At 35.7% G+C, this 15,173-nt stretch carries 15 protein-coding genes; 2 read left to right on the forward strand and 13 right to left on the reverse strand.

The window, feature by feature from the left end:
• Nucleotides 1–121: 121 nt before the first annotated feature.
• Both RV17_RS12105 and RV17_RS12110 read right to left on the reverse strand, forming a co-directional pair.
• A complete protein-coding gene (locus RV17_RS12105; RefSeq protein WP_071869337.1) occupies nucleotides 122–2,860 on the reverse strand; it encodes an FtsX-like permease family protein in 2,739 nt (912 codons plus the stop codon).
• Between the two features lie 10 nt (nucleotides 2,861–2,870).
• Nucleotides 2,871–3,572 carry an ABC transporter ATP-binding protein gene (locus RV17_RS12110; protein ID WP_071869338.1) on the reverse strand — a complete coding sequence of 234 codons (702 nt, stop codon included), beginning with the start codon at nucleotides 3,570–3,572 and terminating at the stop codon, nucleotides 2,871–2,873.
• A gap of 166 nt (nucleotides 3,573–3,738) precedes the next feature.
• On the opposite strand from RV17_RS12110, the gene RV17_RS12115 reads away from it, so the two are divergent.
• Both RV17_RS12115 and RV17_RS12120 read left to right on the forward strand, forming a co-directional pair.
• Nucleotides 3,739–4,290: a TetR/AcrR family transcriptional regulator gene (locus tag RV17_RS12115; RefSeq protein WP_067481836.1), complete on the forward strand. Its 552-nt coding sequence runs from the start codon at nucleotides 3,739–3,741 to the stop codon at nucleotides 4,288–4,290.
• Between the two features lie 1,199 nt (nucleotides 4,291–5,489).
• Entirely contained in the window at nucleotides 5,490–6,080 is a 591-nt protein-coding gene (locus RV17_RS12120; protein ID WP_071869339.1) for a DUF4352 domain-containing protein, read from the forward strand.
• Nucleotides 6,081–6,259: 179 nt separating this feature from the next.
• Here the strand turns inward: RV17_RS12120 and RV17_RS12125 are convergent, their stop codons facing one another.
• The 11 genes from RV17_RS12125 to RV17_RS12175 all read right to left on the reverse strand — a co-directional run bounded on the left by RV17_RS12125 (nucleotide 6,260) and on the right by RV17_RS12175 (nucleotide 14,591).
• A complete protein-coding gene (locus RV17_RS12125) occupies nucleotides 6,260–7,117 on the reverse strand; it encodes an aldo/keto reductase (RefSeq protein ID WP_067481832.1) in 858 nt (285 codons plus the stop codon).
• Nucleotides 7,118–7,161: 44 nt separating this feature from the next.
• Nucleotides 7,162–7,476 carry a carboxymuconolactone decarboxylase family protein gene (locus RV17_RS12130; RefSeq protein WP_071869340.1) on the reverse strand — a complete coding sequence of 105 codons (315 nt, stop codon included), beginning with the start codon at nucleotides 7,474–7,476 and terminating at the stop codon, nucleotides 7,162–7,164.
• 15 nt (nucleotides 7,477–7,491) lie between these two features.
• The gene (locus RV17_RS12135; protein WP_067481828.1) at nucleotides 7,492–7,905 is read right to left on the reverse strand and encodes a cupin domain-containing protein; all 414 of its coding nucleotides are present in this window, start codon (nucleotides 7,903–7,905) and stop codon (nucleotides 7,492–7,494) included.
• A gap of 160 nt (nucleotides 7,906–8,065) precedes the next feature.
• On the reverse strand, nucleotides 8,066–8,947 hold the full coding sequence (locus RV17_RS12140; RefSeq protein ID WP_067481826.1) for a LysR family transcriptional regulator: 882 nt from the start codon (nucleotides 8,945–8,947) through the stop codon (nucleotides 8,066–8,068).
• Nucleotides 8,948–9,402: 455 nt separating this feature from the next.
• Nucleotides 9,403–10,179, reverse strand: a complete 777-nt coding sequence (locus RV17_RS12145) for an NAD(P)H-dependent flavin oxidoreductase (protein WP_071869341.1) — start codon at nucleotides 10,177–10,179, stop codon at nucleotides 9,403–9,405.
• Nucleotides 10,172–10,966 (reverse strand): SDR family NAD(P)-dependent oxidoreductase, encoded by a 795-nt coding sequence (locus tag RV17_RS12150; protein ID WP_143139942.1) that lies wholly within the window; start codon nucleotides 10,964–10,966, stop codon nucleotides 10,172–10,174. The genes RV17_RS12145 and RV17_RS12150 overlap by 8 nt, the downstream gene beginning before the upstream one ends.
• Nucleotides 10,959–11,285 (reverse strand): hypothetical protein, encoded by a 327-nt coding sequence (locus tag RV17_RS12155; protein ID WP_143139943.1) that lies wholly within the window; start codon nucleotides 11,283–11,285, stop codon nucleotides 10,959–10,961. Before RV17_RS12155 ends, RV17_RS12150 begins: the two co-directional genes overlap by 8 nt.
• Nucleotides 11,236–11,583, reverse strand: coding sequence for a hypothetical protein (locus RV17_RS12160; protein WP_067481818.1), 348 nt, complete (start codon nucleotides 11,581–11,583; stop codon nucleotides 11,236–11,238). The genes RV17_RS12155 and RV17_RS12160 overlap by 50 nt, the downstream gene beginning before the upstream one ends.
• The gene (locus tag RV17_RS12165) at nucleotides 11,580–12,725 is read right to left on the reverse strand and encodes a thiolase family protein (RefSeq protein ID WP_071869344.1); all 1,146 of its coding nucleotides are present in this window, start codon (nucleotides 12,723–12,725) and stop codon (nucleotides 11,580–11,582) included. Before RV17_RS12165 ends, RV17_RS12160 begins: the two co-directional genes overlap by 4 nt.
• 1 nt (nucleotide 12,726) lies before the next feature.
• Nucleotides 12,727–14,037, reverse strand: a complete 1,311-nt coding sequence (locus tag RV17_RS12170) for an AMP-binding protein (RefSeq protein ID WP_071869345.1) — start codon at nucleotides 14,035–14,037, stop codon at nucleotides 12,727–12,729.
• Nucleotides 14,034–14,591, reverse strand: coding sequence for a biotin transporter BioY (locus RV17_RS12175; protein WP_071869346.1), 558 nt, complete (start codon nucleotides 14,589–14,591; stop codon nucleotides 14,034–14,036). Before RV17_RS12175 ends, RV17_RS12170 begins: the two co-directional genes overlap by 4 nt.
• Nucleotides 14,592–15,173 lie beyond the last annotated feature (582 nt).

A 15,173-nucleotide genomic window follows, 5' to 3' on the forward strand; every position in this document is an offset into this window, starting at 1 on the left:
CTGATGTCCTTCATTCATAACCAATCCAGCACTCACACATTTTTGCTTTTTTAAACGCAACTTTACGTTACAAAAAAAGTTTTGTAAGTGACTTAATAGCTACTTACAAAACTTTTTACTTTTATTCATTCGATTTCAAAGCACTAATCATATCAATTTCTTTTAACTTTTTATGGGTGATAAACATCACGATAGCAGAAAAGATGACCGTCAATGCGCCCGAAACGAAATAACCCATTCCCGGAATCAAAAGTGGAAAAGCCATATTATCGGCACTAGCCATCGTAATAATGAACCAGGTCAAGACCTTGCCAACACCGCATCCTAATAAAATGCCTACCAGAGTAAAGATAACGTTCTCTCGAATGATATACATCGTAACTTCTCCGTCAAAGAAACCTAAAACTTTGATTGTTGCCAACTCTCGTTCCCTCTCCGACACATTGATGTTCGTCAGATTAAACAAAACAACAAAAGCTAACGTGCCTGACAAAACGATAAAAATCAAGACAACTGGTCGTAAATTCTCACTAGCAAAAGCTTGTTTGCTTGCTTGCGTACTCATAAAAGTCGTTGTTGTCACTTGATTAGTGTCTTGCAATTGATTTGCTAATTTTTCTTCCTCTTGAGAAGACATCTCATGACTTTTGAAGAGTACAGTATTTTCAGTGAAATCTTTATCAGTTACTTTTTGATAGTAATTTTGATCCATAAAGATTGTATTACCAAGGTAATTTTCTACGATTCCACTAACCTTTATCTTCATTTTTTTCCCTTCATTATCTTGAATCGTCAAATTACTGCCTATTTTAGCATCGTAAGCTTTCGCAATACCTTCCGTGACAACTGCGCCATCATCGGTAATCTTTACAGCTTCTTTTTTATTCGCTTTTTTCAAGGTGAAATAATCTTTGGCACGATCCGTATTCTTAAACGCGTACAACGACGCACTTAGATCACTGGCCCCTTCTTTTTTAAATTTCACTTGATCAGCAAAAACACTCATACTTTCTTTGACTTTGTCATCAGCAGTTAGCACTTTATTCGCCTTTTGGACATTTGCTTCGTCTTCCAAAGTAATGATTCCTTGAAAGTGATTCAGTTGCTTGAACTGAACATCCACAACACCACCAATAGAATCTTGTAAACCAAATCCAGCAACCATTAAGCCCATACAGCCTGCGATCCCAAGAATCGTCAAAATTGCTCGAGCTTTATAGCGGAAAAGATTTCTGTACGTCACTTTTTGGTTAAAACTCAATCGGCTCCATAAAGGTGTAATGTATTCTAAAAGAATTCTTTTTCCGGGCTTTGGTGCTTTAGGCATCAAAAGCGCCATAGGTTTTTCCCGTAAATCTTTGATCAAGATATAAATAGTGGCTGCAACGGTTGCAAAAAGAGCCGCAAGTATTGCCACTAAAATCGGCCAAGGCCAAAAATCAGTCGGGTAGTTTTCAAAAACATAATTTTTCTTCAGCATAGTGAAAACAACAGGTGGCAGTCCTTTCGTTCCCACAATAACTCCAAAAACCGTTCCGATAGTCCCTGTCATTAAGGCGTACAATAAGTATTTCTGTGAGATTTCACTATTTCGATAGCCTAACGCTTTCAAAGTACCAATCTCTTTTCGGTCTTCTTCAACCATACGTGTAATAGTAGTAAATGTAATCAAGATGCCAATCAAAAAGAAAAAAACTGGAAAAACATTTCCAATCGCATCAATTCGGTCAGATAGACTAGTAAATTCTGTAAAACCAGGATTTGAACTTCTTTGAGTCAGAATGTAGTTGGGTGTTTTAATGGCTGCGACATCTTTTTTCGATTCGTCAATCTTCGCTTGCGCTTCTGTTAATTTTTGTTGGTTTTCCGTAAGCTCATCCTGTTTTTCAGCAAGTGTTGTGGCTGCCTGTTCCAGTTGGCTTTGTGCTGAGGCTAACTGGTTATCAGCGACAGTTTGACCGTAAAGTATCTCAAGTTGTGCTTTTTGTTGTTCCAACTGTTGTTGTTGACTGCTCAACTGTTCTTTCGCTGTGTTCAGTTCATTTTGCCCATCACCCAGTTTTTGTTGATTTTCTTGTAACTCTTGCTCTCCTTTGACAATCTCTTCATTAGCCATATCTTGTAACTCAGTTTTTCGTGGCTCTTTGCGTTCATCAAAAAGTTTTTGTAATTTTTCCTCGTTATCGATCATCTGTTTCTTATAAACATCGGACATCATGTCTGTCTCTTTCAAATCGGAGAAACGCAAATACAAAATAGAATAGGTTTCACTAGCAAAAGCTGTTTCAGGTAAATAGACGTAACCATCGATCATCCCATCTCCCACAGTCGTAACGCCGCGTTCTTTTTTATCCACATATATGGGAGAAGCCACATAACCTGTGACTGTAAAAGTCTCATCTTTTAATTGGTTATCTTTGATCGTGATCTTACTGTTCAGGGGGTATTGTTCTTTTAAGCTCTCATCCATCAACAACTGCTGATTATTTTTGGGATAACTTCCCTGCAGTAGCGTCAGTTTATTTTGCTTTTTATCCTTAGCATAAGAATAAATCTGTAAATTACGATCTTGCTGTTCTTCCACATAAGGAAAACTATAGCCTAGTTCTCCCTTGGCGCCCGCAACTTTTTCGGCAATAGCCAAATCCTCATTTGTCAGACCAGCTGTTCCTTGAATTTGCAAATCCGAAACGTTATGGCTAGTAACAAATTCTTGGACAGTTTTTTCAAGATTCGGTCCAATAGACTTGATTCCTACAAATAATAAGACACCCATGAAAATAATCAAAATGATCGCGATAAAACGTCCTAGACTTTGACGAATATCTCGAAAGATACTACGAATATAGAGATTTTTCATTTGTATAACCTCACCACTCAATCTCAGCCACAGGCAATGGATTTTTATTAATTTCCACGGAGCGGACTTTAGCATCATTGATCCGAATAATTCGATCTGCTATAGGTGCGATTGCCGAGTTATGAGTAATTAAAAGTACCGTCCGACCTTGTTTTTTAGCTACATTTTGTAACAACGTCAACACCTGTTTTCCCGTTTCATAATCAAGCGCTCCTGTCGGTTCATCGCAGAGTAAAATTTTAGGATTTTTTGCCAACGCACGGGCAATTGCTACCCGTTGCTGTTCCCCACCGGAAAGCTGAGCTGGAAAATTTTTCATTCGTTCACCAAGGCCAACTTGGCGTAACGTTTCTTCCACATCTAAGGCGTCTGGTGATACAGCAGTAGCTAACTCTACATTTTCTTTTGCAGTCAAGTTGGGAACTAGATTGTAAAACTGAAAGACGAATCCTACATCCGTTCGCCGAAACTCTGTCAATTGTCGGTTATTAAAATTGGCGATATCCATCCCATCAACGATAATCTGACCTTCATCAGGAGTGTCCATTCCACCTAGGATATTTAATACCGTTGATTTACCAGCACCACTAGGACCTAAAATCACAGCTAATTCACCTTCTTCAACTGAGAAACTGATGTCATTATTAGCTGTAATGGTTGTATCTCCCATTTGATATCGTTTAGACTCATTTTTCACTTCAATATAGCTCATGTTTATTCACCTCGTCATGTTTTCAACACCCTGTTGATTATATACTTTGTTGTTAGTATAATCGTTTCAAGAACTCATGACAATATGCAAAGATCTTGGAGTTGTCATTGAGTAGACAAAAAATATTGAATTGTTCAATAAATGAAAAATGAAAGGATGTATGCTCATGGCTGGAATCAAAAATAATCGTCGGACTATTTATACAAAAAAGATAATCAAAGAAGCTTTTTTGGAATTGTTGTCCGAAAAAGAACTCCAAAAAATTACTGTTACCGATATTTGTAAAAGAGCAGATGTGAATCGCGGGACTTTCTACAATTATTACACAGATACGATAGATCTTTTCCACCAAATCGAAGCACAACTTATCGAAAAAATCCTTCCCTTAATTAAAATTGACAGTGATGAAGAGTTGGCGTCATGGCTAAGTCGACTAATCACTATCTTAAAAGAAGCACAACCACTTTCTTCTATTTTGACCCGTAATTATCAGAATAGTCATCTAATCAAAGCTATTTTTCAAGAGGTCCACGAGGTAGCCATTGAGAGTTTTGCCACTAGATACCATGAAGACGATCCACGATTGCTTGAATACTATTTCACTTATTTTGTCAGAGGTGTTCTGGGAACAGTCGAGGAATGGTTGATTAACGATGATGGAACCAGTGCCGATGATCTGAGCCGAGTTTTGGCCCAAGTTTTACCTTCGGAAGAATAAAAAAATTCTTTTTGATCTACTAATAAGTCATTAGCAAATGCTTATCAGATCAAAAAGAATTTTTTAGATTAATGTTATTTTACCTGTATATAAGATGAGAGAATATTCAAACCAACTATGACCTCTTGAACACTCAGTTGAGGAGCCAAAACAAGAAGCTCTTTAGTGAAACTTGAAACACCATCCAATAGTTATCCTATCAACTAATCGGACAACTTTGTCAGTATTTTTAGGTTACTACGGTTCATGGCACTTAATATTAACCATAGCCAAATTTTATTTTTATTCGAAGGTAATGATCAATCACTCAAATGTTCAAGAAATTGTTTCAAATCTTCACAATCTATATGAAACCTTCGCCGATACTTTTCTTAATCAAACACTTCAAGGAAATGTTTGAACCTATAACCGTTAGAATCTATAAAATGATAATTTTTGATTTATATTTTAAGAAAATAACATCATTGGATTTTTCTTAAAATATTAAGCCAAACACTATATCGTACGACTGTCACTTTTCTTTTTCAACAATTTCATCTATTAAACTCAAAAAAAAAAATCGATATATCCGTATAAAAATCATATTTTTATATTTTTCCTTTTATGTTGATGGTATAATAATTGTGGAAAAAACAACCTTGGTAGGCTTTTTACTTATGGATAATCATGATTTAATCAATAACATAATCTGACTTAAGTAAATGAGTTGAACTCAAACTGAATCAGGAAAGAATTTGTTAGAAATAAGATTGAAAGCGTTCCAAGAAAAGTCACTACAGAAAAACTTCAAAAACTTGCCGATATTTTTGAAGTTACTACTGATTACTTGCTAGATATAAACTAGGCACTTGAACGGGCAGCTAAAAAGTCTAGTTGAACTTGAACAATTGCATGATTCAAAGGTTAGTATCGTATATGGCATAAACTCTTTTACCTGAGTAAAAACAACATACTAAAGATGTTCCGACTCGACTGCCCTATTCTGGGAGTTAAAAAATGATAGTGATAAGGAAAGTTACATTTTTTCTCTACAATTGTCTTTTAAAATCAGTATATAGCTTTTCAATTTAATTTTGGTAGTTAAGAATTATATTCAAAACTTTGTGGGGAAAGTTAAATTGTATGTACTTCTTTAATTATAAAGGCGACTATCGCTGCCTGCCTATAAACGGGAGTAATATATTTTTGGAGGAGAAAAAATGGCAAAGAACAAAGTTACAGGTGAAGATGGTAAAACATACGTTATGAAAGAGAAAAAGCCATTCTATAAAAGAGTTTGGTTTTGGATTCTAGTAGTGATTGTTGTATTTATCGTTGGTGGTGCATTAGGCGGTGGAAATGATAAAAAAGCTGCCAGCAAGAACGGTGGAGAAAAAGTCGAGAAAACTTCTTCTTCAACATCTGCTTCAAAAGAAGAAACAGAAAATTTCTACAACGTTGGTGATACCGTTAAAGTTGGCGATGCTGAATATACTTTAAATACAGTTGAACTTACAGATGAACGAAATCAATTTGATGAAACACAGCCAGCTCAAGTAGTTAAGATTACTTATACAATGACAAATAACGGTGATGAAGACTTACCTGTTGGCATGGATGTTGAAGTTTACGGTCCTGACAATAAAAAAGCTTCGACATATCCAAATGATAACACTATGGGTTCTGTTGCTCCTGGAAAATCAATGGACTGTACTGCTCACTTTGGTTTAAATCAGAACGGAGAAATTGAGGTTCATTTTAGCCCACTAGTTTCATTTGAGAAAGCGGCTAAATTTAAAGCGGCCGTTTAATGAAAAAAAAAGAAAAGCCTCAGGGCTTTTCTTTTTTTATCTAGAAAGAACATACATTCAATTTCGATATCTATTGAAAGTAGCCTTACTTCATTAGAAAAAATAAACTGATTTGAAAACAACGTATCAACCAATAATTTAGAGACATCAAAATATGATTGCAACAAAAAATGAACACTCTATTTTTTACTATAAACCGGAAAATTACTTGATTCACCATAGTCATCCATCATTTTGACTGATTTTAACTTTTCCAGATCTTTACTTGACAACTTAAAATCAAGTTCTCCATTCATTTTAATATGTTCTTTATTGGCAGATTTTGGCAAAGGTAACAGACCAAGTTCCAAACAATAACGAATCGCAAGTTGAGGAACCGAAACTTGATACTTTTCAGCTAACTCTTTTAGTTCCACATTTTTCATTAATTCACCGTGCCCCACAGGAGAATAAGCTTCAATCAAAATATCGTTTTTCTTACAAAAATCAATGAGGCCAAATGGGGTATTTGAGATATGTGCTAAAATCTGGTTGACTACTGGTTTTATTGTTGCATGTTTTAAGATATTTTCGATATCATGCTGGTTGAAATTGGACAATCCAATGGAGCGAATTTTTCCTTCTCTCACCGCTTCTTCTAACGCATGCCAGACTTCAATATTTTCTTCATCATAATTTGCTTCTCGAAATTCATCCCATGGTTGAGGGGCATGAATAATCATGAGATCAATTGTTTCTAATTCTAGTCTTGCTAAAGATTCATTGATTGATTTTGCTGCTGTATTGTACGTTTTATGCTCAGCAGCTACTTTACTTGTTAAAAAAATAGCTGAACGATCAATTCCAGAATCTCGAATTGCTTCTCCAACTCCACGCTCGTTTCCGTAAGCCTGAGCCGTATCAATATGGCGATACCCTAATGCCAAGGCATCTCCTACTACTTGGGCTACGACTTTATCATCAATCATCCACGTGCCAAATCCAACTTTAGGTATCTTCATCCCATTATTTAACAGATAATTTTCTTGTAAAATCATTATTTTTTCTCCTTTAAATTTCTAGTTTGACGATTATTTTAAATTTAACTGCCAAATATTTCTTTTGCCATTGAAAAGGCGCTCCACGCTTTAGGCCAACCAGCATAGAAAGCCAGATGCGTAATCAACGCTGTGATTTCTTCTTTTGTGACACCATTTTCTTTGGCAATTTTGAGATGAGCTTCTAGCTGAGGAGCGCCCAATGCTAAAAGCGCGGAGCAAGTAATCATGCTGCGATCATGGGCAGATAATTCGTTTTCTTTTGCCCACACTTCTCCAAAAAGTACATCATCATTTAATGCTGCAAATTGTGGTGCAAACTCACCTAGTTGTTCTCTTCCTGCTGTCTGCTTTTTCATCAGAGTATTCCTCCTTTATTTAGTTAAATTTTCATACCATTGATTGTCCACTGGTTCTAACCATTCTGGAGTGCCGGCAGTAATTGCAAGATGCTCAAACCAGCTATCTTTCGTTGCTCCGTGCCAATGTTTAATACCGTCATGTGTCGTGATCACATCACCAGCTTTTAAAAGTTTTGCAGATTTTCCTTCTTCTTGATACCAACCTTCTCCTCCAGTTACGAGTAATAATTGGAATCCATCATGGTGAATATGCCAATGATTCCGACAGCCCGGTTCAAAAGTCACATTGGCTACACCTACGCTAATTTTTGGATCAGAAATTAATCCTTGTAAGTAACTTTGTCCAATAAAATATTGCGCATAAGCATCATTTTTTTCGCCAATTGGAAAGATTACACCATTTTTCACTTCTTCATGTTTCACCATGTTTGTTTCCTCCATTCAAACATTCAACAATTTTATGAGCCAATGATTCTTGGGTTTCAAACTGCCAAATTCCTACTTCCAAATAAAAACGAGTTGTACGATTGATAAATTCATCGTACAACTCGTTTTTATTTGCGTCTAATGCTTATTACATATACCTCTATGCCCCAAAAGCATGTTTGAAACGAGAAATAAATTCTTGAATAACCGGTGTTTGAATCCGTTCTTTCCACACTAACACACAGTTGGTCTTCACTTCTGGTTCCATAGGGATAAATACTGAATTTTCTAGCCGTCTTTTGGAAACAGCCCCTTCAATTGTGAGAGCGGTAGCTACTTTATTTTCTACCAGTGAAAAAATATTAAAAATCAAATTGAAATTTCCAACTATGTTTAAGTTTTCTAGAGCGGTGCCACTCCAAGTACTCAATAATTTTTGAATTTCCATCCGATTAGAACACAAAATAGGTAACCCAGCGATATCTTCTGGTTTTATTTTTTCATTATTTGAGATGACTAACTCCTTTGAAACTAAAAATCCCCATTTTTCTTCTCGTGGTAATTTTAAAACTTTTGTATTTTTAAGCGCAATTGGTTCTAATAGCACAGCTAAATCGACCAGACCTTTTTCCAAACGATCGCTAATATCATCACTTGTTCCTGTTACAATAGTAAAGTGGACATTGGGATAATCGCTGACCATTTCTTCTAACATCATCGCCACCGTATCAGAATTATCCGCCTCGACACAGCCAATTACAATTGTTCCTGTCAATTCTTTCTTTTTCTTATTGGAAAAAGCTTGCTCTAATTTGTCGTTTAGCTGAAGAATCTCCTCTGCTCGTTCTTTTAGAAAAACACCTTCCGGCAAAAGATAGAGCTGGTTTTTTTCTCGTTGAAACAGCGGCATTCCCACCTGTTCCTCTAATTCACGAATTTGTCTGCTTAAAGTAGGTTGCGTAATGTTCAATAATTTAGCCGCTCTAGAAATATTCCCTTCCTGTGCTACGGTCCAAAAGTACTTTAGTAATCTGATTTCCATGATAGACTCGCACCTTTCTTTTCCATCTTTATTATATCTGATTTTTAAAATAAAAATATTGTTTCATCATATGTATTATTTATCATCTTTAAAAAAATATGAATAGGACGAACAAAAGAGCCTGTCCTTTTCGTAAGCAAGTAAGCACATGCTTGAAAAGGTGGCTCCGAAACAGTAGTTTTTTTACTGGGAATCTTCACAAGAAACTATTATCTTCCTTATGCATACAATCCATCTTGCTTCTTCACTCCGCAACTATCAATTATTTCTCCGTCAATACTCTGTGGCTCTTCAAAATATATTCTTTAAATAGCGGTAATATCTTTTACTTTTCATGATATAAGTTTAGTCATTTTTTCAAAAGCATCTAATCTATCATAAATTTTTTGATTCCTTTGTACTTTTTTATCGGGAGCACACCGTTATTAAAACATTGATTGCTTTGTTACCTTAAGCTATTTTAGCTTTTTAATAATCTCAGAAACAGTAAGAATTTGATTCATCCTATCAATGCCAATTCCACATGGTAGATAGTTCTCTTTTACTCTTACTGCCCGAAATTTTTTCCCACTAGATTTTGTAAATATCTCTGATTTGATCTTTTTACTCAGCAATAACTTTTTACTATTTTCTAATAATGAAGACTCTTGACTAAGCAGAAAAACAGTCCCCAATTGAACGCCTGCCGCTCCTACTTGCAATTTCTGTTGTATGTCTTTATTTGTCATGATGCCACCAGCTGCAACAACTGGTATCTTAGTCATCGCTAAGGTATCTAAAAGTAAAGTTTCCAGTTTCGTATTTCCAATATGGCCCCCTGCTTCATTTCCCTCCACGACAATACAATCTGTCCCACTGTCAATTACTTTTGTTGCTTGGCGTTTGCTACCTACAACCGAAATAACTTTTCTGTTATTTTCCTGCAATTTTTGAATAAGACCTGGTTTAAATCCAGCGCTAAGACTCACAATAGGGATATTCTCAGAAAGAATTACTTCGATTAATTCATCGCTATTCACTTGTTGTAACATTACGTTACAGGAAAAAGGCCGTGTTGTTTTTTCTCTCACCTGTTGGATTTCCTTTTTTAATTGTTCTCCAGTAAGTCCATAAGAAGACAAGGTGCCTAAAGCTCCCTGATTTGAAACCGCTGCTACTAATGAAGAATAAGAAACTTGAGCCATTGCCCCTTGAATAATTGGATACTTCAAATCAAATAAGTCTTTAATCATTCTCTTTCTCCATAGAAAACGATACTTTCGCATTTGGTTTATAAACTTCGATTTTCAATCCATTAAGGGAAAAAATCTTTCCTGTACCCAGCTTACTATAATTAGAAAGCGCATAAATACTTTGGGCAACTTCTTTAGGAGAACCTATTTTCCAATCGTCTGGGAACAATTCTCCCGTGTTCTTACAGTTTTGAGTCATTTTTTCGATAATTGGGCTTGTCATATCTGTCAAAGCTGCCGGAGAAATAGCATTTACTTCGATTTCATATTTTTTTCCTTCTATAGCTAGGCTTTTACTTAAGCCAATTAACCCTGCTTTACTCCCTGCATAATTGGCTTGACCAAAAGCTCCTTCCAAACCAGATAAAGAGGTCATAAAAAAGATTGTTTTCCGTCCTGTTTGCTTTTTCATTTGTCGAAAGACCTCTTGAGTCATTCCAAAAGCACTCGTAAAGTTCACGGAAATGACCTCTGTCCAGTCTTTTCCTGTCATCTTTCCAAAAGATTTGTCTTGGCAAATACCGGCATTAAAAATATATGTATCGATTCGGCCAAATTTTTCAATCACTTCTCGAACAAACTTCCGACTTAAGTCTTCATTACGAATATCTAATGTTTTTACGTGCAACTTGTCTTCGGGAAAATCTGCATAGGTTTCTCTTAATAATTCGGTATTGATTTTTTCACTTGAGAAAGTAGCTACAGAATAGCCATTTAGCAAATAGGTCTCTACTAATCCACGGCCGATTCCTTTTGTACCTCCAGTTATTAACGCGACTTTATTCATGTTCAAAAACACCTTCTCCTATTTTTTTATTGAAAGACCACACCTCGAACTGTTGGTTATCACTTAAATATACGCTTATTTCTTCGCCAACCATGACCTTTTCTAAAAAATAATAAGTATATTTTCCAGTGACATTTAGGTTCAATTTTCTTTCAATCAAGCCTTCAATTCGAGCCATTAATTGAATTCCAAACACCACACCTGTATTATGAACAGGATTCTTATCCTTAGAAAATTCTTGATATTTTTGTAAGTCTGTCAGAGAAAAACTAAAGGTTCCCAGCAGTCCGAACATAGATCTTGGTTTGGCATTCTCCATAGAAAATCCCCTCCTTTTTAATCGTTAATAAGTAAGTCCAAAAAGCAATGCTCGTTTTTTGCTGAACTTCTACTTTTTCAAGTGTAACTTCATAAGTTTGGTCTAATATGATTTTCTTTTTGATAACGACAGTTTGTTCTACTAATAAGTGCTCGTATTTTTCTAATTCTGAAACAGAAAAATAGCGCCACAATGTCAATAGGAAAGACTTGGGCCATTCTTTTCCTTCGTAATGAACTATGGCTTTATATTCAGCTATTTCATCTTTCCCAATTAAAATATTTTTACTGACTTTCATTGTGAACTTACCTTCCTAAGCATTAAAGTCGTTCCCTGTCCACCACCCACACACATCGTCACAAGTCCCTTTTTTAGATGGTCTTTTTGTTGTAATTCACTCATTAAACGCCTGACCAAGATAGTCCCTGTAGCACCAAAAGGATGACCATAGGCTAAGGCACCTCCAGATACATTTACGCGATTCTCTGGCCATTTTTCTAATTGAAAACATGCTAAAACTTGTGCTGCGAAAGCTTCATTTAATTCAATCCGATCCATATCTAACAAGGTCATTTCATTTTTCTTGAGCAGTTTTTCAGTAGCATAAATTGGCCCTAAACCAAATTTTTCAGGCAAAACACCAATTGATGCCCCATCAATAATTTCGAATAGAGGATTCAATTGATGTTCTAGACAATAACGTTCACTAGCGAGAAGTAAAAAAGCTGCCCCATCACTTAGGGGAGAGCTGTTCCCGGCAGTCAACGCCCCTCCTTGACAAAAGGCCGAGGGTAAAGCACTTAATTTAGCAATCGTTGTTTTAGGTCTAGGACACTCATCTTCATGAAATTGATTGAAAGAAATAATTTCTTTTGAGAATACCTTGGCTGATTTAGCCTTTTGATAGTTCATTTGACTTTCATAAGCATATTGATCTTGCTTCAAACGATCAATCTGTAGACCTTCAGCTAATTTTTCGCAAGCAATTCCCATTGCAGGATCTCCGTATTCTGGAATACTTAAAGGAGCGCGTTCTAAAATGAATGGATTGCGACCATAGAGACGTGTGGGTCGCTCAATCATCCATGGAGCACGACTAGTACTTTCCACACCACCACAGGCAATACACTCAGCCATTCCGCTTTTAATTTTTGCAGTGGCGACTAAGATACTCTCCAATCCTGAAGCACATTGGCGATCTATAGTAAATGCGGGGACAGTGATATCTAAACCCGATACCAGAGAAATTCGACGACTTACATTTCCTCCACCGCCAATGACATTGCCAGTAATTACCTCATCCACCCTAGTTAATTCATTTCGATTCAGTAATTTTTTTAATAATGTCCCCCCTAACAGTTCGGGTAATACTTCAGAAAACATACCACCATATTTTCCAATAGGTGTTCTTGCACCATCGATTATATAGATTCGTTCCATTTTATTTCTCCTGTATAGATCTTTTTTTCTTTCCACTTTCGTTATATTGAATTTCTTGGACTGAAAGTAAGGTATCAATTTTACCTTCTCGATAACTGTTTGCTTTGATAAATTCATTAATTGCACTCAATGCAAGAGGTTCATCTTTCCAAACAACCTCCGCCAAAACACGTTCGCCCAATTCTGGGTCAGACACACCATATATCAAAGCATCCTTAATTTGGGGTAGCTGTAAGACTATTTTTTCCAGATAAGCAGGAAATATTTTTTCTCCTTTTCGATTAATACGTTTATCTTTACGTCCAAAGTAAAAAAGAACCTTTTCATATTTCCCCAAATCTCCAGTTTTAATCGTTTCCTCTGCTAAGATGATCTGTCCATTATTTAAATAGCCTTGAAAATTCATGGGACTTTTCACAGCAATTTCTCCAATCGAATCGTCAGCGTCTAGAATCGTCACTTGCACTTTAGGAAAGAAATTGCCTAGGCAATTTCTTTCTGGAAGCTGCTGATCATTGTAACTAATAAAACTTGTTTCTGATGTTCCATAAAAATCAAATAATCTTGCTTCAGGACATTTAGAGGCAAACGTTTTTCTTTGATTTTCTGTGACTGATTCCCCACCCAAAATCACATCAAATGTGCCAAACATTGGCTTCTCCATTTTTTCAATCCAATAGTTAAAAACCGTCGGTACTGAGAAAATTTGACTATCATTGAGAACAGCCGGATTTGATGCAAGACTACTTATTTTTCTTATTCCTAATAAATAAGTTTGTCCTGAACATAATGTTTGTAACAATGTATAAAGACCTAATGAATAATGAAGTGGCGTCAAACAGGTCACATAGTTTTTTTTTGCAAAAACGGGGACTGAATGAAAAATGTTGAAACTGTTAAGCCAGCTTTTTTGATTACGAATAAACCCTTTTCTCTCTCCCGTTGTTCCAGAAGTAAATCCGATAAAAAGTGTGTCTTCTGGAAATAAGATGGGCTTATTATTTGTTTGAAAATGACAAATTTCTTTCGTCCATAAAATAGAAGAGGAAAATTCACCTATAAGTTTGTTTACCTGTTCTTCTGGTCTTTGATTTGAAATAGGAACAAAAATTTTTTTTGCCAAGATACAAGCAATTAATTTATAAACGGTTTCCGGACACTCATCCATAGGAATAAAAACAATCCGTTCTTCTTCTTTTTGAATTTTTTTCTGATAAGAACGACTCATTTGTTGTAGTTTCCCATAATTAATGAATTGCTCATGATAAATGATAGCTGTTTTTTCTTTGGATATATTGGAAAAAGGAATCATTTAGCTTCTCCAGAAACAGTATATTTTTTTAGTCGTTGGTAAATAATAGCCGCGATTATCGATTTTCCAATGTCGATTGGAACAAAAAAAGCTGCCATTTTTAACCCTATCCACAAAGACTGATGACTAAAATAAGCTAAAGTGAAGCTCCCCAAAATATTGATGAACAAGGCACCACCTACGATAAAAGCTAATAATATTTTCCAGTAAGTGTCACTACCAATTTTTTCCAACATGGGACAAATTATAAAACCGCAAAGTAAAAATCCAATCAAAAAACCGCCACTAGGACTAAATAAAACTGCTAAGCCACCACGACCGCCAGAAAGGATTGGCACACCCATAAATACTAAGGCTAAAAACATGCCAATCGTGATTGTTCCATATTTCTTGCCTAAAAATCCAGCAGTCAACATAATAATCATATTCTGTAAAACAACTGGAACTCCAATAGCTGGGACAGGAATAGCAATCATCCCAGAAACGATGATTAAGGCTAAAAATAAAGCCATTTTTGTCAATATTTTTACATCAAATTCCCTTGTAGATTTCATCTTTTTATCCATATCACACTTCACATTCCTCTATATTAAGTTTATTGACCTAATCCAATTCTTCTTCCGGATGCACTATTTTAAATTTCTTTTATTGTTCGTTACATCTGGTTAACCAAATAAAGATTAAAAGTTAACGAAATAGTAGCATAGATTTTCTGTGCTGACAATCGGATTTTGAATTTAAACCTTTTTAAAGAAAATGACTTATCCTTTCCATTAGTAATCCCCTCATTGATCGAGACCGCCTAAAGGATTTGGTAGAGCAATCTATCTGGACATGCTGTAATTGAGTGAGAATAAATAAAAACTTAACTTTGCTTGCTGAGTAATTGATTTAACGCCCCTTAGCGCTATATCGAATTGATCAGACAAGCGTATTCTGATTGGGCACAACGTTAGAGAAATCTGACAGAAGTTCTAGAAAAAGCTAGTGAAAACAAGTGCCCCTTTCCGTCACACAATAAAATTTTCTCACGCAAAATTATAGAAAAATGTCATAAGTAAATCACTATTCTTAAATCATGAAAAAAAAGTTACTAACAAACTTGGGAAGTGCAACTACTTTTTGATACAAAATAA

The organism is Enterococcus thailandicus (assembly GCF_001886265.1).
Lineage (GTDB): Bacteria > Bacillota > Bacilli > Lactobacillales > Enterococcaceae > Enterococcus_B > Enterococcus_B thailandicus.